The organism is Staphylococcus sp. FSL W8-1207 (genome assembly GCF_038003745.1).
GTDB classification, from domain to species: Bacteria; Bacillota; Bacilli; order Staphylococcales; family Staphylococcaceae; genus Staphylococcus; species Staphylococcus equorum.
Genome location: NZ_JBBOPU010000001.1, coordinates 655,236 through 673,655, shown reverse-complemented (window position 1 = coordinate 673,655; position 18,420 = coordinate 655,236). Strand labels below are relative to the sequence as shown.

Sequence of the window (18,420 nt, the reverse complement as noted above, 5' to 3'; positions counted from 1 at the left end):
TTTCATTCATTTAGCGCATTTATTAATGTAATTCTGGAAAACTTTGTTGTCGTAATGCTTCGTAAATAAGTAATGATGCTGTATTAGATAAGTTTAATGATCTAATATTATCATTCATAGGAATACGTAATGCCGTTTCTTGATACGTTTCTTTCACCCAGTCAGGTAATCCTGTCGTTTCACGTCCGAAAATAAAGAAATGATCATGAGCAGTATCAGTAAAATCAAAATCTGAATATGTTTTCTTTCCAAATTTAGTTAATAAATAATAAGTGCCCTCTGTTGCTTCAAAAAAGTCTTCGATACTTTCATGATAAGTAATATTAACAGTTTCCCAATAATCTAATCCAGCACGCTTTAACATCTTGTCATCTGTACTGAAACCAAGTGGCTTAATCAAGTGTAAATGTGTATATGTGCCTGCACATGTTCTTGCTATACTGCCTGTATTACCTGGTATCTGTGGTTGATATAATACTATGTGATTTGTCATTCTATTTTTCGCTCCTCGTTTCAAGTCCTTTTAACATTTCAATTTGAACCTCTTCTAGTTCATTATCATAATGTTGTTCAACAAATGGTCTAGCAGCCTCGCCTTGAATTTGTCCTATCGCCCAATATGCTGTAGCTCTGATCATAGGTCTTGGATCATCTAACGCAACATCTTGTAATTCTGGTATTGCTGTTTCTTCTTTGAAATGTGCTAAAGCAATAATTGCATTACGTTGAATCGGTTTCTTACCTCTCCATGCTCCTGCTAAATGACCATAAGTATTTTTAAATTCTTTATTACTCATTTTTAATAAAGGCACGAGTCTTGGTTTTAAAATTTCAGGTTCTAATACTATATCGTCATGTTGTGTGTTAATCCCTTTATTTTTCGGGCACACTTGTTGACATGTATCACATCCATAAAGTCTATTACCAATTTTATAACGATATTCATCTTCGAGATAGCCTTTCGTCTGAGTTAAAAAACTAATACATTTCTGACTATTTAACTGTCCATCTCCAACGAGTGCTCCTGTTGGACAACGATCGACACAAATCGTACAATCGCCACAGCTATCGATTAACGGGTCATCAGGAGCAAAAGGTATACTAACTAGCATCTCGCCTAAATACGTCCATGTGCCAAGGTCAGGATTGATGACAAAGCCATTTCTTCCTACAAACCCAAGCCCTGCACGTTCTGCTACAGCACGATCAGATAATGCTCCCGTATCTACCATTGATTTAATTTCAACGTCTTCTACTCTAGATTGTAAATACTCACCTAATTTGTCTAACCGTTTTCTCATAATAGTATGATAATCTTGCCCCCAAGAAGCTCTGGCAAACATACCTCTTCTGTCTCCACGGACACTTTTAGGCGCACCTTTTAATTTATTTGGATAGCCAACGCCGATTGCTATAATAGATCTCGCTGTTGGCAAGTTTAATTTCGGTTCTGTTCTTAACTCTATATCAGATTCTTCAAAACCAGATGCATAACCTTTTGCATGATAATCCACTAACTTTTGCTTCATTTCATCGAAAGGATCAGCTGTCGTAAAACCAATACTATCAATACCAATTGAATGGGCATAGTCTATAACATCTTGTTTTAATTGGTTTAAATCCATTTTCATACACCCCACCTTAAAAACATACATTCTACAGTTTAACACATTCGTATGGCTTTAGAGTATTAGCTATAATACTTTTATTATAATTTAAATATAAAAAATTAAAAGACCAAATCAATAACATAAGATTGATTTTAAACAATCCTATGTTACCAATTCAGTCTTATTATTAAATAATTACAAAACTCTTGATAAGAAGTTTTTCGTTCTTTCATGTTGTTGGTGGTCAAAGACTTCTTCTGGTGTCCCAGACTCAACGATGACACCATCAGCCATAAATACCACTTTATCACTTACATCTCTAGCAAAATGCATTTCATGGGTTACAACTACCATTGTCATACCCTCTTTAGCTAGATCTTTCATAACTTTCAATACGTCTCCTACAACCTCTGGATCAAGCGCTGATGTCGGCTCATCAAACAATAGAACTTCAGGGTTCATCGCTAATGCTCTAGCAATTGCTACCCTTTGCTTTTGACCACCAGATAATTGTGCTGGATATGCATCAGATTTATCCTCTAGACCCACTTTTTCTAATAACAACTGGGCCTCTTTTTTCAAGTCATTTTGATTCCCTTTTTTTAATAAACTAGGCGCTAAAATAACATTATCTATTACTTTTTTATGCGGAAATAAATTGAAATTTTGAAATACCATCCCCATTTGTTGACGCAATTTTTCTAATTCTGTATCTTTACTCGTTAAATTATTGTCTTTAAATATAACTTCACCACTTGTTGGCGTCTCTAGTAGATTCATGCAACGCAGTAAGGTACTTTTCCCACTACCTGAAGGACCTATGATTGCTACTACTTCGCCTTGATTTACAGTAAAATCAATACCTTTTAGAACTTCATTTTTACCAAATGACTTGTATAAGTTTTTAATATTAATCACTAACTTTCAATCTCCCTTCAAAGAAATACATAATTCTAGATAATGTAAATGTGAGAATAAAATACAGTATAGCTGCTATGATCAATGGTGTGAACGGATCAAATGAGGCACCTTGAACAACTTGTGCATTAAACATAATTTCACTAACACCGATTACAGATACTATAGAAGATTCTTTAATTACTGTTACAAACTCATTACCTAAGGCAGGTAAAATATTTTTAATAGCTTGTGGTAATATAACTGATTTCATAGTTTGGCCATAAGATAATCCTAAACTACGTGCAGCTTCAGTTTGTCCTTTATCTACTGCATTTATACCGGCTCTAATAATTTCAGCAATATATGCAGAACAGTTAATTACAAGCGCGATCATACCACAAATTAATGCAGAAATATTTAAACCTAATACTGCTGTTGTACCAAAATAAACTAAAAATACTTGCACGAGCAATGGTGTGCCTCTTAAGAATTCAATGTAGGCGGAAGCTAACCATCTTAAAACTCTAACTTTACTTAGTTTTAATAACGCAATAAATGCACCAAACACTGCACCTAGCACTACTCCCACAATTGAAATGAGTATCGTATTTTGAATACCTTTTATAAAGAAGTTTCCATATTTAGTAAAGAAATTTCCTTCGTCCTTTTTCATTGCTTCTGCAGCTGATGCTTTATAATCTGCTAGTAAACCTTTATCTTCAACATCTTTAATAGTAGCATTAAGTCTTTGCATTAATTCAGGGGAATTTTTAGGTACTGCAATTGCTGTTTGTTTCGTACCTTCATTAAATTTCACGTCATCTGCAAATGCTAAATCTTCATTTTGTTTCAAGTAAGCTTCTGCAACTGGTCCTTCAATAACCATCCCGTTTATTTTGCCACTCTTTAATGACATGATTACTTCAGGTACTCTCGTTAAAGATTGTATCTGTGCATTTTCAATTTCTGTTTGAGCAATTTTTTCTTGTTGTGTTTGTTTTTGTACACCAATTTTTTGATTAGCAAAATCATCTATATTTTGAAATCTATCTGCCTCAGACTTTTTAACAATCATTTTTTGTTCAACCGTCATATATGGATTTGAGAAATCTACCTCTTTTTCACGTTCAGGTGTTGGTGTCATTCCAGAAATGATTAAATCGATTTTCCCAGTTTTAATTGCTCCTAACAAACTATCAAATTGCATATTAACAATTTTTAGCTTTACATCATTGTCCTTTGCAATTTTCTTTGCCAAATCAATATCAATACCGGCATATTCAGATTTACCATTCACATTATGTTCAAATTCATAAGGTGCATAATCTGCAGATAAACCTACTCTCAATTCTCCACGTTCTTTAATTTTATCCCATTGATCTTCTTCTGCTGCTTGAGCATCAGGATTTATGTATGTAATTATGGTACTAATAAATATAATAAAGACCATAAATAGTTTAATAGTGTGTTTCATCTTGGTTAACCCCTCTCTATATAATTAATTATTATACATAATAACGTAATATTATTCAATAACTTTTTATACAAAAGCTATCTATAATAGTGATTTTTTTATAAAAAAGACAAAATATGCATTATTTATGTATAAAAAAAGACCTAATATACATTAGGTCAATTAAAATTACTGTTTAGGAATTTCAAAACTGTATATGTCATCAGTATATTTACCAATGAATTTTTTACATAACTCATGAACAAAAAATGCTGCAACAAAAGGAATAATGAAATAACCAAATATTAATAATATGATATTCATTGTTGGATCTCCAGACATACGGTTAAAGGCGTTAATTGGCCCTACAAGTCCGGTATAACCAAAACCAGCTGACATCGGTGTACCTTCAATACCAATAAAGTAAGCAATCAAGCCACCTATAATACCATTAATTGTTAAAGGTATCGCGATAATTAAATGTCTGAAATAGACAGGTATCATCATCTTAGCTGCGCCAATAATTAATACTAGATTCACACCAGCACCATTAACTCTTATTGATCCAAATAGGAATGTAACACAGGCTGCAACAATTCCCATATTAGCTGCACCACTACCTAGTCCAGATAGACTAATTGCTGTTGCAATAGCTACAACCGATATTGGCGTTACCATCAGCAATGAATAAGTCACACATATTAACACTGACATCAATAATGGATTGAGTTCAGTGAATGAATGCACTATATGGCCTAAACCTTTTGTAACATTAGATACATAGCCTAATGTATATAGACCAATAATTCCGCTTACTACAGGAATAATGACTGGTAACAAGATCATTTCTAATGAACCCAATTTATTCTGTAATATTAAGTATAAAAAGCAAGCAATAATTACAACCAAAATAGTATTAATAATATCACCAATACCATTTAGTATAAATCCATCAGGAGTAATTTTAACAGCTCCACTACCTAACATAGCAGAAACACCTATCATCGTAGCCCCTGCACCATTAAATTTAAATTGATGTGCAGCTAACACACCTATAATAAAAGCCATAAATGATTGAATCAAAACTACTAATTGATATATTGTTTCTAATAATTCATTACCTTCTTTAAAGAACTTTAACAGTTCACCTAATAATGCATTAGGTATTAACGCAATAACTACCCCTGCACCAACAGCTTGTAAGATATTAGCAAAAAATTGCCTTCCATTTAGTTTAGTTGTTTTAATTTTGGTTGATTTAGTTTTAACCATTGAATTTTCCTCCAAATATAACATTAGACTAATAATATTATACTTTACCAAAAACTACAATATTTACTTTAATTATATTAATATTGCATAGCTTGTGTTATAAAGTGATATTAAGCAATTGAGTAAAATAATTAAAGGCATTAGCATTTAACAAACTTTAAACATAAAAAAGCAACCCCATCTTATGAGATTGCTTAACATGTACATCTAAGTACGTTATATATACCGGCGGTCGGGATCGAACCGACACTCCAAATCAATGGAACGGGATTTTGAGTCCCGCGCGTCTGCCAATTCCGCCACGCCGGCCCAATTAAATAAATAAAAAACTCCCTATGTGGAAGTATCAATGGAGCGGAAGATAGGACTTACACCTATACCCCATTCCGGGAAGGAACGTGTTCTAAAAGTTGAACTACTCCCGCATGAAAATAATATTAAATTTGGAGCGGAAGATAGGACTTACACCTATACCTCGTTCCGGGAAGGAACGTGTTCTAAGAATTGAACTACTCCCGCATGGGATATAATTAAATTTGGAGCGGAAGATAGGACTTACACCTATACCTCGTTCCGGGAAGGAACGTGTTCTAAGAATTGAACTACTCCCGCATGGGATATAATTAAATTTGGAGCGGAAGATAGGACTTACACCTATACCTCGTTCCGGGAAGGAACGTGTTCTAAGAATTGAACTACTCCCGCATATTGATGGAGGCGGCAACCGGATTTGAACCGGTGATAGAGGTTTTGCAGACCTCTGCCTTACCACTTGGCTATGCCGCCAATAAAAACTGGGCTAGCTGGATTCGAACCAACGAGTGACGGAGTCAAAGTCCGTTGCCTTACCGCTTGGCTATAGCCCAAAAATACAAAGGGCGGATGGTGGGGATCGAACCCACGAGTGTCGGAACCACAATCCGATGTGTTAACCACTTCACCACAACCGCCATGGCAGGGGCAGTAGGAATCGAACCCACATCAAAGGTTTTGGAGACCTGTATTCTACCGTTGAAATATGCCCCTATTAAATTAAAGTTATATGGTGGAGGGGGGCAGATTCGAACTGCCGAACCCGAAGGAGCGGATTTACAGTCCGCCGCGTTTAGCCACTTCGCTACCCCTCCAAAAAGATGGTGCCGGCCAGAGGACTTGAACCCCCAACCTACTGATTACAAGTCAGTTGCTCTACCAGTTGAGCTAGGCCGGCTTGCATTAAAATGATTCAGGACAGAGTCGAACTGCCGACACATGGAGCTTCAATCCATTGCTCTACCAACTGAGCTACTGAACCATAACAATAATGGCGGTCCCGATGGGATTCGAACCCACGATCTCCTGCGTGACAGGCAGGCGTGTTAACCGCTACACTACGGGACCTAAAATATAAAATTGCGGGAGGCGGATTTGAACCACCGACCTTCGGGTTATGAGCCCGACGAGCTACCGCTGCTCCATCCCGCGGTAATAATATTAATGGCGGAGGAAGAGGGATTCGAACCCCCGCGGGCCGTTAAGCCCCTGTCGGTTTTCAAGACCGATCCCTTCAGCCGGGCTTGGGTATTCCTCCAAAAATATTAGGTAAATAAATTATATTCAATTATTATAAAAATGGCGGAGGAAGAGGGATTCGAACCCCCGCGAGCCGTTAAGCTCCTGTCGGTTTTCAAGACCGATCCCTTCAGCCGAACTTGGGTATTCCTCCAAAAAAATTATATGGACCTTGCAGGATTCGAACCTGCGACCGAACGGTTATGAGCCGTTAGCTCTAACCAACTGAGCTAAAGGTCCTAAATATAATTTACAACTAATAATTAGTGGCGGTGGAGGGGATCGAACCCCCGACCTCACGGGTATGAACCGTACGCTCTAGCCAGCTGAGCTACGCCGCCGTTGTAATTTAGATTGCATTTAAATATATGGTGGAGACTAGCGGGATCGAACCGCTGACCTCCTGCGTGCAAAGCAGGCGCTCTCCCATCTGAGCTAAGCCCCCATATTATTTTAAGGATATCGGGAAGACAGGATTCGAACCTGCGACCCCTTGGTCCCAAACCAAGTGCTCTACCAAGCTGAGCTACTTCCCGTAAAATAGTGCGCCCGACAGGGGTCGAACCTGTAACCTCTTGATTCGTAGTCAAGTACTCTATCCAGTTGAGCTACGGGCGCATAATTCTATTTTTATGGGATAATGCCGAGAACCGGAATCGAACCGGTACGGTGATCTCTCACCGCAGGATTTTAAGTCCTGTGCGTCTGCCAGTTCCGCCACCCCGGCAAAATAATGGAGCAGAAGACGGGATTCGAACCCGCGACCCCGACCTTGGCAAGGTCGTATTCTACCGCTGAACTACTTCTGCATATGCGGGTGAAGGGAGTCGAACCCCCACGCCGTGAGGCGCTAGATCCTAAGTCTAGTGCGTCTGCCAGTTCCGCCACACCCGCGATATTAAAATAATGGTGAGCCATAGTGGGCTCGAACCACTGACCCTCTGATTAAAAGTCAGATGCTCTACCAACTGAGCTAATGGCTCAAAACATGGTGCCGGCCAGAGGACTTGAACCCCCAACCTACTGATTACAAGTCAGTTGCTCTACCAGTTGAGCTAGGCCGGCTATTAAAAATAAATGGTGGAGGATGACGGGTTCGAACCGCCGACCCTCTGCTTGTAAGGCAGATGCTCTCCCAGCTGAGCTAATCCTCCGTATAAAATTGCCTGGCAACGTCCTACTCTTGCGGAACGTAAGTCCGACTACCATCGGCGCTAAGGAGCTTAACTACTGTGTTCGGCATGGGAACAGGTGTGACCTCCTTGCCATTGTCACCAGACAATGAACTGTATAAAAAATTATACATTCAAAACTAGATAGTAAGTAAAATTTGATAATGCCAAACAAAACACTTTTAAATTTGATTAAGTCTTCGATCGATTAGTATTCGTCAGCTCCACATATCGCTATGCTTCCACCTCGAACCTATTAACCTCATCATCTTTGAGGGATCTTATAACCGAAGTTGGGAAATCTCATCTTGAGGGGGGCTTCATGCTTAGATGCTTTCAGCACTTATCCCGTCCATACATAGCTACCCAGCGATGCCGTTGGCACGACAACTGGTACACCAGAGGTATGTCCATCCCGGTCCTCTCGTACTAAGGACAGCTCCTCTCAAATTTCCTGCGCCCACGACGGATAGGGACCGAACTGTCTCACGACGTTCTGAACCCAGCTCGCGTACCGCTTTAATGGGCGAACAGCCCAACCCTTGGGACCGACTACAGCCCCAGGATGCGATGAGCCGACATCGAGGTGCCAAACCTCCCCGTCGATGTGAACTCTTGGGGGAGATAAGCCTGTTATCCCCGGGGTAGCTTTTATCCGTTGAGCGATGGCCCTTCCATGCGGAACCACCGGATCACTAAGTCCGTCTTTCGACCCTGCTCGACTTGTAAGTCTCGCAGTCAAGCTTCCTTATGCCTTTACACTCTATGAATGATTTCCAACCATTCTGAGGAAACCTTTGAGCGCCTCCGTTACTCTTTAGGAGGCGACCGCCCCAGTCAAACTGTCCATCTGACACTGTCTCCCACCATGATAAATGGTGCGGGTTAGAAATCCAACACAGCAAGGGTAGTATCCCACCAACGCCTCGACGTAAGCTGGCGCTCACGTTTCAAAGGCTCCTACCTATCCTGTACAAGTTGTACCGAATTTCAATATCAGACTACAGTAAAGCTCCACGGGGTCTTTCCGTCCTGTCGCGGGTAACCTGCATCTTCACAGGTACTATGATTTCACCGAGTCTCTCGTTGAGACAGTGCCCAAATCGTTACGCCTTTCGTGCGGGTCGGAACTTACCCGACAAGGAATTTCGCTACCTTAGGACCGTTATAGTTACGGCCGCCGTTTACTGGGGCTTCGATTCGTAGCTTCGCCGAAGCTAACCACTCCTCTTAACCTTCCAGCACCGGGCAGGCGTCAGCCCCTATACATCACCTTACGGTTTAGCAGAGACCTGTGTTTTTGATAAACAGTCGCTTGGGCCTATTCACTGCGGCTCTCCTGGGCGTTAACCCTAAAGAGCACCCCTTCTCCCGAAGTTACGGGGTCATTTTGCCGAGTTCCTTAACGAGAGTTCGCTCGCTCACCTTAGAATTCTCATCTTGACTACCTGTGTCGGTTTGCGGTACGGGCACCAAAATTCTAGCTAGAGGCTTTTCTTGGCAGTGTGAAATCAACGACTCGAGGAAACAATTTCCTCTCCCCATCACAACTTGACCTTAAGAGTGCCGGATTTGCCTAACACTCAGTCTCATTGCTTGGACGTACAATCCAATAGTACGCTTCGCCTATCCTACTGCGTCCCCCCATCGCTTAAAACGAAATTTGGTGGTACAGGAATATCAACCTGTTATCCATCGCCTACGCCTATCGGCCTCAGCTTAGGACCCGACTAACCCAGAGCGGACGAGCCTTCCTCTGGAAACCTTAGTCAATCGGTGGACGGGATTCTCACCCGTCTTTCGCTACTCACACCGGCATTCTCACTTCTAAGCGCTCCACATGTCCTTGCGATCATGCTTCAACGCCCTTAGAACGCTCTCCTACCACTGTCCTTACGGACAATCCACAGCTTCGGTAATATGTTTAGCCCCGGTACATTTTCGGCGCAGTGTCACTCGACTAGTGAGCTATTACGCACTCTTTAAATGATGGCTGCTTCTAAGCCAACATACTAGTTGTCTGGGCAACGCCACATCCTTTTCCACTTAACATATATTTTGGGACCTTAGCTGGTGGTCTGGGCTGTTTCCCTTTCGAACACGGACCTTATCACCCGCGTTCTAACTCCTAAGATAAAATTGATTGGCATTCGGAGTTTGTCTGAATTCGGTAACCCGATAAGGGCCCCTCGTCCAAACAGTGCTCTACCTCCAATAATCATTACTTAAGGCTAGCCCTAAAGCTATTTCGGAGAGAACCAGCTATCTCCAGGTTCGATTGGAATTTCTCCGCTACCCACAACTCATCCGCTCACTTTTCAACGTAAGTCGGTTCGGCCCTCCATTCAGTGTTACCTGAACTTCAGCCTGGTCATGGGTAGATCACCTGGTTTCGGGTCTACGACCAAATACTCAACGCCCTATTCAGACTCGCTTTCGCTACGGCTCCACATTAACTGCTTAACCTTGCATCAAATCGTAACTCGCCGGTTCATTCTACAAAAGGCACGCCATCACCCATTAACGGGCTCTGACTACTTGTAAGCACACGGTTTCAAGTTCTATTTCACTCCCCTTCCGGGGTACTTTTCACCTTTCCCTCACGGTACTGGTTCACTATCGGTCACTAGAGAGTATTTAGCCTTGGGAGATGGTCCTCCCGGATTCCGACGGAATTTCTCGTGTTCCGTCGTACTCAGGATCCACTCAAGAGTGAACAAACTTTCGACTACAGGATTATTACCTTCTTTGATTCATCTTTCCAGATGATTCGTCTAATTTGTTCTTTTGTAACTCCGTATAGAGTGTCCTACAACCCCAACAAGCAAGCTCGTTGGTTTGGGCTCTTCCCGTTTCGCTCGCCGCTACTCAGGGAATCGATTTTTCTTTCTCTTCCTGCGGGTACTAAGATGTTTCAGTTCCCCGCGTCTGCCTTCAGATATGCTATGTATTCACATATCGATAACACGACATAACTCGTGTTGGGTTTCCCCATTCGGAAATCTCTGGATCAAAGCTTACTTACAGCTCCCCAAAGCATATCGTCGTTAGTAACGTCCTTCGTAGGCTTCTAGTGCCAAGGCATCCACCGTGCGCCCTTAATAACTTAATCTTTTCGACCTTCAACACGATAAAATCGGTTGAAAACCTAAAATGTTATTAATCTGTGAGTGTTCTTTCGAACACTAGCGATTATTTCTATTTTTTTGAATTCAAGCTTTTTAAAACTCTAATTCACTCGGTTTTGCTTGGTAAAATCATAAATTTTACTTACATATCTAGTTTTCAATGTACAAATTAAATTCTTTATGGTGGAGACTAGCGGGATCGAACCGCTGACCTCCTGCGTGCAAAGCAGGCGCTCTCCCATCTGAGCTAAGCCCCCATAGTGCTTATAAAATTCTAAATGGTGGGCCTAAGTGGACTCGAACCACCGACCTCACGCTTATCAGGCGTGCGCTCTAACCAGCTGAGCTATAGGCCCATTTCGATGTTGAATACTCGTAATGAGCATTCAAAACTGAATGCAATATGTCAATGTCATTCCTCTTCATCTTCTCAAGGAAGATGTTCCGAATATATCCTTAGAAAGGAGGTGATCCAGCCGCACCTTCCGATACGGCTACCTTGTTACGACTTCACCCCAATCATTTGTCCCACCTTCGACGGCTAGCTCCATAAATGGTTACTCCACCGGCTTCGGGTGTTACAAACTCTCGTGGTGTGACGGGCGGTGTGTACAAGACCCGGGAACGTATTCACCGTAGCATGCTGATCTACGATTACTAGCGATTCCAGCTTCATGTAGTCGAGTTGCAGACTACAATCCGAACTGAGAACAACTTTATGGGATTTGCATGACCTCGCGGTTTAGCTGCCCTTTGTATTGTCCATTGTAGCACGTGTGTAGCCCAAATCATAAGGGGCATGATGATTTGACGTCATCCCCACCTTCCTCCGGTTTGTCACCGGCAGTCAACCTAGAGTGCCCAACTAAATGCTGGCAACTAAGTTTAAGGGTTGCGCTCGTTGCGGGACTTAACCCAACATCTCACGACACGAGCTGACGACAACCATGCACCACCTGTCACTTTGTCCCCCGAAGGGGAAGGCTCTATCTCTAGAGTTTTCAAAGGATGTCAAGATTTGGTAAGGTTCTTCGCGTTGCTTCGAATTAAACCACATGCTCCACCGCTTGTGCGGGTCCCCGTCAATTCCTTTGAGTTTCAACCTTGCGGTCGTACTCCCCAGGCGGAGTGCTTAATGCGTTAGCTGCAGCACTAAGGGGCGGAAACCCCCTAACACTTAGCACTCATCGTTTACGGCGTGGACTACCAGGGTATCTAATCCTGTTTGATCCCCACGCTTTCGCACATCAGCGTCAGTTACAGACCAGAAAGTCGCCTTCGCCACTGGTGTTCCTCCATATCTCTGCGCATTTCACCGCTACACATGGAATTCCACTTTCCTCTTCTGTACTCAAGTTTCCCAGTTTCCAATGACCCTCCACGGTTGAGCCGTGGGCTTTCACATCAGACTTAAGAAACCGCCTACGCGCGCTTTACGCCCAATAATTCCGGATAACGCTTGCCACCTACGTATTACCGCGGCTGCTGGCACGTAGTTAGCCGTGGCTTTCTGATTAGGTACCGTCAAGATGTGCACAGTTACTTACACATTTGTTCTTCCCTAATAACAGAGTTTTACGATCCGAAAACCTTCATCACTCACGCGGCGTTGCTCCGTCAGACTTTCGTCCATTGCGGAAGATTCCCTACTGCTGCCTCCCGTAGGAGTCTGGACCGTGTCTCAGTTCCAGTGTGGCCGATCACCCTCTCAGGTCGGCTACGTATCGTTGCCTTGGTAAGCCGTTACCTTACCAACTAGCTAATACGGCGCGGGTCCATCTATAAGTGATAGCAAAACCATCTTTTACTTTAGAACCATGCGGTTCCAAATGTTATCCGGCATTAGCTCCGGTTTCCCGAAGTTATTCCAGTCTTATAGGTAGGTTACCCACGTGTTACTCACCCGTCCGCCGCTAACTTCAAAGGAGCAAGCTCCTTATCCGTTCGCTCGACTTGCATGTATTAGGCACGCCGCCAGCGTTCATCCTGAGCCAGGATCAAACTCTCCATAAATGAATTATGATGTTTGATTAGCTCATAAAATACTAATTTGTGTGTTATCTCTAACACGTTTGAACCAACAATTTAATGTTGCGTTCGGAATTAACGTTGACATATTGCAATTCAGTTTTCAATGTTCATTACTGCGTTAATGCGTTACAAGAAATAATTATAACATTAAGTTTTTGTTAAGTCAATAATAAATTTCTTTTTTTATTTATTAAGTTTGTTGCGTTTTTAACTCAACATTTAATATTGTATATCCTTTTAACTGATTTAACAAGTGTCAAATTTACACTTTGTAAAAACTTCGTTGACTCGGTTGTTTTGCTATTGTGTCTTGTTTCGACGACTTTTTTATAATATCAAGTTTATTCACAACCGTCAATAATTTTCAGCAATCTTTTTAGTTAAATTTTACCTTTGTGATGTCTATTTATTGTTTTTATGTATTAAAAGTTTATTTAGTGTAAATATATCGGCATATTTCTTAACTTAATGAAGTTGTTTTACCTTCTGTTATCTATAGAAGGAACTAGAATGCATACCAATAAGAAACGGCACCACTACCGTATGTACTCAACTTTTCTAGTTTAGCATCATTCAACATATTCAATATAAAGAAGTAAGAACAAAGAAAAAGGAAAACTCATTTGTTTTAAAAATGAGTTTTCCCTTTTCTTATATCATTAGTATAACTAGATACTAGATAATGTTTTCTTTCTTCTATTGGCTGTTTCTTTTATCTTGGCAGTCTTTGCATAACCCATATATTTCCATACGGTGATGCGTTACATTAAAGTCTGTTACGTGCTGCGCTAATTGTTCTACTTCATCAAGTTGTGGATAATGGAAATCCACTATTTTTCCACAATTATCACAGATAACGTGATAATGATTATGTGTACTGAAGTCAAAACGGCTTGAAGAATCTCCGTATGGTAATTCTTTTACTATACCAATATCTTTAAAAACACGTAAATTATTATATATTGTAGCAACACTTATATTTGGAAAATCAGGTGAAAGTGCTTGATAAATCTCATCGGCTGTAGGATGTGTCTCTGAAGCAATTAAAAATTTCAATATTGCTTGTCGTTGAGGTGTTATTCTAATACCGTTATTTCTTAAAGACGCAATTGAATGTTCTAGTTGATGTTCAACTGTTTCCATCTCTGCACTCATTTCACTCACCATCTTTCTATTTAAGAATAATTATTACTTAATATAAATATAACTGTTTGATGTGTGAAATGTCAATCTTCATTGCTTAAAAGTCTTTAATAGCCTTGTTTAGGATCCACTTCATTCTCAATTAAAAACCCCTTATTGAGAAAATGGTTTAGATTTTTAATGAATATATCCGTAACCTCACTCATATTTTCTTTGCCGTTACCTGTGATATGGGCAGTAATAGTAATATTATCTAATGAATATAATTCATTACTTGGATTTAAAGGCTCATTTTCGAACACGTCTATATATGCGTGTCTAATTTGTTTTTCTTTTAAAGCTTCAATTAATACACTTTCATCAACAATTGTCCCTCTGCCTACATTTATAAATAATGTTGTTTCATTCATTAATTCGAAATGCGCTTTTGTTATGAGGTGTATAGTCTGCTCAGTTTCAGGTAGCGTGTTAACAATTATGTCCGCTTCGGTTAAAGCATTAGAAAGTTCATTTAATGCGAAGGTTTTACTAAATCCCTCTACTGAATGACCATTTGTATTGATACCAATGACTTTCATATTCATTGCGTTTGCAATATTTGTCGTATATTGAGCGATACTTCCTGTACCTAGAAATAAAATTGTTTCTCCACTCACTCTTGAGCCCGTAAGTTTTGAATCATAATATCTATTTTGTTGATTAATATAGGAAGTCCTCATTTTTTTATAGTCATCTAGTATATAAGCTATAATAAATTCTGACATTTGCTTGGCATGTATACCTTTACCATTAGTAAGTAATATATTATGTTTATCAATATAATCTAAAGGTAAACTATTCACACCTGTTGAATACCATGCCATCCATTTAAGGTTTGGACAATTTTCTAAAAATGATTGATTAAGTTTACCATCATAGCCGAATATTATATCTAAATCTTTCTTATCTTGTTCTTCTATTTCAGAAACACCCTTTGTAAATACAAATTCGACAGCTGGATATGCTTCTATTAATTTAGATTCTAAATCTCCCATTCGTTTCAAACTGACAGCTTTCATCTATGTTCACCCCAAGATTTCTTTTAGTTCATCCATTTGTGTTTTAACTTTAACTTTTTCAATTACATCTATTATAATACCATCTTCATCAATAACAAATGTAGTTCTTACAATCCCCATCGATTCTTTACCAAATGATTTCTTCAATTGATAGACACCCACTTCTTCTGACAGTTCATAATTTTCGTCCACTAATAAATCAAAGTTTAGATCTAGTTTTTGGCTGAAATTTTCGTGTTTCTTTTTACTATCTCCACTAATACCATACACTTTGGCATTTAAATCATTAAAGATTGCTAAATTATCTCTAAAATCACATGCTTCAGTAGTACATGTAGGTGTATTATCTCTTGGATAAAAGTAAAGTACAGCTTTACTTCCTTTTATAGATTCATTAGAAATAAACTCTCCCTTTTGATTTTCTAGTTTAAATGATGGAAATTGATCGCCTTTTCTTAACATATAACTCACCCTATTCCTTTTTATTCTTAATTTTATGATACGATAATAGACGAAATTATTAAATTAAAAGAGGTTGATATGTATGAAATTTACTGAAAGTGAAAAACTTCAAAAATTATCTAATGAGTATATTCTAGGAGGAGTCAATTCACCCTCTCGCTCATATAAGGCAGTTGGCGGTGGCGCACCAGTTATGATGCGCTCTGGTCAAGGTGCATATTTGTTTGATGTAGATGGAAATAAGTACATTGATTATTTACAAGCTTATGGCCCTATTATTACTGGTCATGCACATCCACATATTACTAAAGCTATTCAAGAACAGGCTGCACAAGGTGTATTATATGGTACGCCTACAGAACTAGAAATTGAATTTGCTAAAAAATTACGTGATGCTATGCCTTCATTAGAAAAGATTAGATTTGTTAATTCAGGTACAGAATCAGTTATGACTACAATCCGTGTCGCCCGTGCTTATACTAAAAGAACTAAAATTATCAAATTTGCTGGTCAGTATCACGGTCACTCTGATTTAGTTTTAGTTGCTGCGGGTAGTGGGCCTTCTCAACTAGGTTCACCTGATTCTGCTGGTGTTCCTGAAAGTGTCGCTCAAGAAGTAATCACAGTTCCTTTCAATGATATTGATGCTTATAAGGAAGCTATTGACTATTGGGGTGAAGATATTGCTGCCGTATTGGTTGAACCTATTGTTGGTAATTTTGGCATGGTTAAACCTAAACCTGGTTTCTTAGAACAAGTAAATGAACTTACTCATAATAATGGAAGCTTAGTTATATATGATGAAGTCATTACAGCATTCCGTTTCCATTACGGTGGCGCACAAGATCTTTATAATGTATATCCTGATTTAACAGCCTTCGGTAAAATTGTTGGTGGCGGTTTACCTATAGGTGGATATGGAGGAAAGCAAGATATTATGGAACAAGTAGCACCTTTAGGTCCAGCATACCAAGCTGGTACCATGGCAGGAAACCCACTATCCATGAAAGCTGGTATTGCACTTCTAGAAGTATTAGAGCAAGATGGCGTTTATGAAAAATTAGATGCATTAGGTAAACGTTTAGAGGATGGTTTGCTTTCATTAATTAAAAAACATAATATTACTGCTACAGTAAATAGAGTGTATGGTGCCCTAACATTATATTTTACAGATGAAACAGTAGAAAATTATACTCAGGCTGAAAATACTGATGGAGACGCATTTGCTAAATTCTTTAAATTAATGCTAAACCAAGGTATTAATCTTGCTCCTTCTAAATTTGAAGCTTGGTTTTTAACTACTGAACATACGGATGAAGACATTGATTCAACATTAAAAGCGGTAGATTATGCATTTAGTCAAATGGTATAAACTTGAATTTTACACCCAATCGTTGTATAACAAGTATAAACATTATTTTATTAAATATATTAAGGAGCGGTACATTTGAAATTAGGAGCCCGTATTCTCAAAACAGGTATCGCAATTATACTTGCTTTGTTTATCGCTTCTCTATTACCTGATGAAGCTGGTTTAAAAGCCATTGCTGCAGTCAGTGCTGTCATTGCAATGCAACCAAGTGTTTTTCGTTCAATAAAAACAATTGGGGAACGAGCAATAGGTAACCTTGTTGGTGCTGTTTTAGCAGTAGTGATGGTTACGATATTTGGTAATAATATTGTAATCATGGGTGTTACAGTAATTTTATTAATTGCAATCCTGTTTCGTTTCAAATTGGAACATGTTGCTACGCTAGCAAGTATAACTGCTTTAATTATTATGGGACAACATACTGGTAACTTTTATGTTTCTGCCTTTTATAGATTTGTACTTGTTATGGTTGGTGTGCTTAGTTCTTCAGCAGTAAACCTTTTATTTCTACCACCTAAATTTGAATCTAAAATTTACTATAATTCATTGAATATCTGTTCTGATATTTTTGTATGGTTTAAATTGGTTTTAAATGACACCTCTGAGTATCATCATATTAAAGAAGATAGAGGGTTAATTGTTACTCGTATTGATAAACTCGAAGAAACTTTAGGTTATTATTCAGAAGAAAAACCATGGACTAAAAAGCAACTGTATGCACAAAATAGGAAAAAAATTCTTTTTAAAGAATTAGTCCGTAGCACTCGGAGAGCGTATGAAGTGTTGAGAAAAATGAATCGTTATCAAAATGACCTTCATAATTTAAATAATGAATTACTTTTGCAGATTAAATTAGAAATCGACACATTGATTGCATATCACGAACAAATCTTCATCAGTCTTTCAAAAAAGGCACGGTATGATGTAGATCAACTTGATAGTCAGATTTCAAATCCACAGAAGAAAGATTTGATGGATGCATTTCAAAAAGAAATCATTCAAAATCCTTATCAATCAATGTACTCATATACTAATATTATGCAAATTATTTCAGCAATTGAAGAATATCGTTATATTTTAGAACATTTAGATAGACTACGTATTAGTTTCTTCACGTACCATCGAAATGATAATGAAATTGATATACTAGAAGAAGACTTCGATTTATAAATAAAATACCCTTTGAGCTTAATTTCCATCTGCTCAGAGGGTATTTTTATCGTTTAACACAAAAGCGCACTCAGTATACATTAAAATACCGAGTGCGC

Annotated in this window: 10 protein-coding genes, 29 tRNA genes and 3 rRNA genes; 2 read left to right on the top strand and 40 right to left on the bottom strand. The window is 39.1% G+C overall.

Annotation, left to right across the window (positions count from 1 at the left end; translation table 11 throughout):
* Nucleotides 1–22: 22 nt before the first annotated feature.
* The 40 genes from trmL to NSR03_RS03255 form a co-directional block, all read right to left on the bottom strand.
* Nucleotides 23–493: a tRNA (uridine(34)/cytosine(34)/5-carboxymethylaminomethyluridine(34)-2'-O)-methyltransferase TrmL gene (gene trmL, locus NSR03_RS03450; RefSeq protein WP_002507233.1), complete on the bottom strand. Its 471-nt coding sequence runs from the start codon at nucleotides 491–493 to the stop codon at nucleotides 23–25.
* Nucleotide 494: 1 nt separating this feature from the next.
* Entirely contained in the window at nucleotides 495–1,625 is a 1,131-nt protein-coding gene (gene queG, locus NSR03_RS03445; RefSeq protein WP_002512517.1) for a tRNA epoxyqueuosine(34) reductase QueG, read from the bottom strand.
* Nucleotides 1,626–1,805: 180 nt separating this feature from the next.
* Complete coding sequence (locus NSR03_RS03440) at nucleotides 1,806–2,528, bottom strand: amino acid ABC transporter ATP-binding protein (protein WP_002507231.1); 723 nt, start codon at nucleotides 2,526–2,528, stop codon at nucleotides 1,806–1,808.
* A complete protein-coding gene (locus tag NSR03_RS03435; protein ID WP_002507230.1) occupies nucleotides 2,521–3,984 on the bottom strand; it encodes an ABC transporter substrate-binding protein/permease in 1,464 nt (487 codons plus the stop codon). Before NSR03_RS03435 ends, NSR03_RS03440 begins: the two co-directional genes overlap by 8 nt.
* Before the next feature lie 168 nt (nucleotides 3,985–4,152).
* Complete coding sequence (locus NSR03_RS03430) at nucleotides 4,153–5,235, bottom strand: PTS transporter subunit IIC (RefSeq protein WP_069820920.1); 1,083 nt, start codon at nucleotides 5,233–5,235, stop codon at nucleotides 4,153–4,155.
* Between the two features lie 223 nt (nucleotides 5,236–5,458).
* Nucleotides 5,459–5,544, bottom strand: a tRNA-Leu gene (locus NSR03_RS03425).
* 41 nt (nucleotides 5,545–5,585) lie between these two features.
* Nucleotides 5,586–5,660: transfer RNA gene (locus NSR03_RS03420), tRNA-Gly, on the bottom strand.
* A gap of 19 nt (nucleotides 5,661–5,679) precedes the next feature.
* A tRNA-Gly gene (locus tag NSR03_RS03415) sits at nucleotides 5,680–5,754 on the bottom strand.
* A gap of 18 nt (nucleotides 5,755–5,772) precedes the next feature.
* Nucleotides 5,773–5,847: transfer RNA gene (locus tag NSR03_RS03410), tRNA-Gly, on the bottom strand.
* Nucleotides 5,848–5,865: 18 nt separating this feature from the next.
* Nucleotides 5,866–5,940 (bottom strand) — tRNA-Gly (locus NSR03_RS03405).
* Between the two features lie 7 nt (nucleotides 5,941–5,947).
* Nucleotides 5,948–6,021, bottom strand: a tRNA-Cys gene (locus tag NSR03_RS03400).
* Between the two features lie 8 nt (nucleotides 6,022–6,029).
* Nucleotides 6,030–6,101 (bottom strand) — tRNA-Gln (locus tag NSR03_RS03395).
* Between the two features lie 11 nt (nucleotides 6,102–6,112).
* A tRNA-His gene (locus tag NSR03_RS03390) sits at nucleotides 6,113–6,185 on the bottom strand.
* A gap of 2 nt (nucleotides 6,186–6,187) precedes the next feature.
* Nucleotides 6,188–6,261 (bottom strand) — tRNA-Trp (locus NSR03_RS03385).
* Between the two features lie 17 nt (nucleotides 6,262–6,278).
* Nucleotides 6,279–6,362 (bottom strand) — tRNA-Tyr (locus tag NSR03_RS03380).
* A 7-nt stretch (nucleotides 6,363–6,369) separates the two neighbouring features.
* Nucleotides 6,370–6,445: transfer RNA gene (locus tag NSR03_RS03375), tRNA-Thr, on the bottom strand.
* 11 nt (nucleotides 6,446–6,456) lie between these two features.
* Nucleotides 6,457–6,529, bottom strand: a tRNA-Phe gene (locus tag NSR03_RS03370).
* 10 nt (nucleotides 6,530–6,539) lie between these two features.
* A tRNA-Asp gene (locus NSR03_RS03365) sits at nucleotides 6,540–6,615 on the bottom strand.
* Between the two features lie 12 nt (nucleotides 6,616–6,627).
* Nucleotides 6,628–6,699 (bottom strand) — tRNA-Met (locus NSR03_RS03360).
* A 13-nt stretch (nucleotides 6,700–6,712) separates the two neighbouring features.
* Nucleotides 6,713–6,805 (bottom strand) — tRNA-Ser (locus NSR03_RS03355).
* Nucleotides 6,806–6,847: 42 nt separating this feature from the next.
* Nucleotides 6,848–6,940 (bottom strand) — tRNA-Ser (locus NSR03_RS03350).
* Nucleotides 6,941–6,952: 12 nt separating this feature from the next.
* A tRNA-Ile gene (locus NSR03_RS03345) sits at nucleotides 6,953–7,026 on the bottom strand.
* Between the two features lie 27 nt (nucleotides 7,027–7,053).
* Nucleotides 7,054–7,127: transfer RNA gene (locus tag NSR03_RS03340), tRNA-Met, on the bottom strand.
* Nucleotides 7,128–7,155: 28 nt separating this feature from the next.
* Nucleotides 7,156–7,231: transfer RNA gene (locus NSR03_RS03335), tRNA-Ala, on the bottom strand.
* Between the two features lie 17 nt (nucleotides 7,232–7,248).
* A tRNA-Pro gene (locus tag NSR03_RS03330) sits at nucleotides 7,249–7,322 on the bottom strand.
* A gap of 8 nt (nucleotides 7,323–7,330) precedes the next feature.
* A tRNA-Arg gene (locus NSR03_RS03325) sits at nucleotides 7,331–7,404 on the bottom strand.
* Nucleotides 7,405–7,427: 23 nt separating this feature from the next.
* Nucleotides 7,428–7,513 (bottom strand) — tRNA-Leu (locus NSR03_RS03320).
* A 7-nt stretch (nucleotides 7,514–7,520) separates the two neighbouring features.
* Nucleotides 7,521–7,595, bottom strand: a tRNA-Gly gene (locus NSR03_RS03315).
* Between the two features lie 3 nt (nucleotides 7,596–7,598).
* Nucleotides 7,599–7,680: transfer RNA gene (locus NSR03_RS03310), tRNA-Leu, on the bottom strand.
* 13 nt (nucleotides 7,681–7,693) lie between these two features.
* Nucleotides 7,694–7,769: transfer RNA gene (locus NSR03_RS03305), tRNA-Lys, on the bottom strand.
* A 6-nt stretch (nucleotides 7,770–7,775) separates the two neighbouring features.
* Nucleotides 7,776–7,851 (bottom strand) — tRNA-Thr (locus NSR03_RS03300).
* A 13-nt stretch (nucleotides 7,852–7,864) separates the two neighbouring features.
* Nucleotides 7,865–7,940 (bottom strand) — tRNA-Val (locus NSR03_RS03295).
* Nucleotides 7,941–7,950: 10 nt separating this feature from the next.
* A 5S ribosomal RNA gene (rrf, locus tag NSR03_RS03290) occupies nucleotides 7,951–8,065 on the bottom strand.
* Nucleotides 8,066–8,146: 81 nt separating this feature from the next.
* Nucleotides 8,147–11,070: ribosomal RNA gene (locus tag NSR03_RS03285) — 23S ribosomal RNA — on the bottom strand.
* Between the two features lie 197 nt (nucleotides 11,071–11,267).
* Nucleotides 11,268–11,343, bottom strand: a tRNA-Ala gene (locus NSR03_RS03280).
* A gap of 22 nt (nucleotides 11,344–11,365) precedes the next feature.
* Nucleotides 11,366–11,442, bottom strand: a tRNA-Ile gene (locus NSR03_RS03275).
* 104 nt (nucleotides 11,443–11,546) lie between these two features.
* A 16S ribosomal RNA gene (locus NSR03_RS03270) occupies nucleotides 11,547–13,099 on the bottom strand.
* The 16S, 23S and 5S rRNA genes sit together here with 29 tRNA genes alongside, the layout of an rRNA operon.
* A 714-nt stretch (nucleotides 13,100–13,813) precedes the next feature.
* Nucleotides 13,814–14,272 carry a peroxide-responsive transcriptional repressor PerR gene (perR, locus tag NSR03_RS03265; RefSeq protein ID WP_002512518.1) on the bottom strand — a complete coding sequence of 153 codons (459 nt, stop codon included), beginning with the start codon at nucleotides 14,270–14,272 and terminating at the stop codon, nucleotides 13,814–13,816.
* 95 nt (nucleotides 14,273–14,367) lie between these two features.
* A complete protein-coding gene (locus NSR03_RS03260; RefSeq protein WP_002507227.1) occupies nucleotides 14,368–15,318 on the bottom strand; it encodes a phosphoglycerate dehydrogenase in 951 nt (316 codons plus the stop codon).
* 6 nt (nucleotides 15,319–15,324) lie between these two features.
* The gene (locus NSR03_RS03255) at nucleotides 15,325–15,780 is read right to left on the bottom strand and encodes a peroxiredoxin (protein ID WP_002507226.1); all 456 of its coding nucleotides are present in this window, start codon (nucleotides 15,778–15,780) and stop codon (nucleotides 15,325–15,327) included.
* Between the two features lie 82 nt (nucleotides 15,781–15,862).
* On the opposite strand from NSR03_RS03255, the gene NSR03_RS03250 reads away from it, so the two are divergent.
* Both NSR03_RS03250 and NSR03_RS03245 read left to right on the top strand, forming a co-directional pair.
* Complete coding sequence (locus NSR03_RS03250; protein ID WP_002507225.1) at nucleotides 15,863–17,152, top strand: glutamate-1-semialdehyde 2,1-aminomutase; 1,290 nt, start codon at nucleotides 15,863–15,865, stop codon at nucleotides 17,150–17,152.
* A 75-nt stretch (nucleotides 17,153–17,227) separates the two neighbouring features.
* A complete protein-coding gene (locus tag NSR03_RS03245; protein WP_002512520.1) occupies nucleotides 17,228–18,322 on the top strand; it encodes an FUSC family protein in 1,095 nt (364 codons plus the stop codon).
* The last annotated feature ends 98 nt before the right edge of the window (nucleotides 18,323–18,420 follow it).

What these genes read in the sequence shown, in the direction of transcription:
- NSR03_RS03430 (WP_069820920.1), bottom strand. Translation starts at nt 5,235, where the DNA reads ATGGTTAAAACTAAATCAACCAAAATTAAAACAACTAAACTAAATGGA.
- NSR03_RS03255 (WP_002507226.1), bottom strand. Translation starts at nt 15,780, where the DNA reads ATGTTAAGAAAAGGCGATCAATTTCCATCATTTAAACTAGAAAATCAA.
- NSR03_RS03260 (WP_002507227.1), bottom strand. Translation starts at nt 15,318, where the DNA reads ATGAAAGCTGTCAGTTTGAAACGAATGGGAGATTTAGAATCTAAATTA.
- perR (WP_002512518.1), bottom strand. Translation starts at nt 14,272, where the DNA reads ATGAGTGCAGAGATGGAAACAGTTGAACATCAACTAGAACATTCAATT.
- trmL (WP_002507233.1), bottom strand. Translation starts at nt 493, where the DNA reads ATGACAAATCACATAGTATTATATCAACCACAGATACCAGGTAATACA.
- NSR03_RS03435 (WP_002507230.1), bottom strand. Translation starts at nt 3,984, where the DNA reads ATGAAACACACTATTAAACTATTTATGGTCTTTATTATATTTATTAGT.
- queG (WP_002512517.1), bottom strand. Translation starts at nt 1,625, where the DNA reads ATGGATTTAAACCAATTAAAACAAGATGTTATAGACTATGCCCATTCA.
- NSR03_RS03250 (WP_002507225.1), top strand. Translation starts at nt 15,863, where the DNA reads ATGAAATTTACTGAAAGTGAAAAACTTCAAAAATTATCTAATGAGTAT.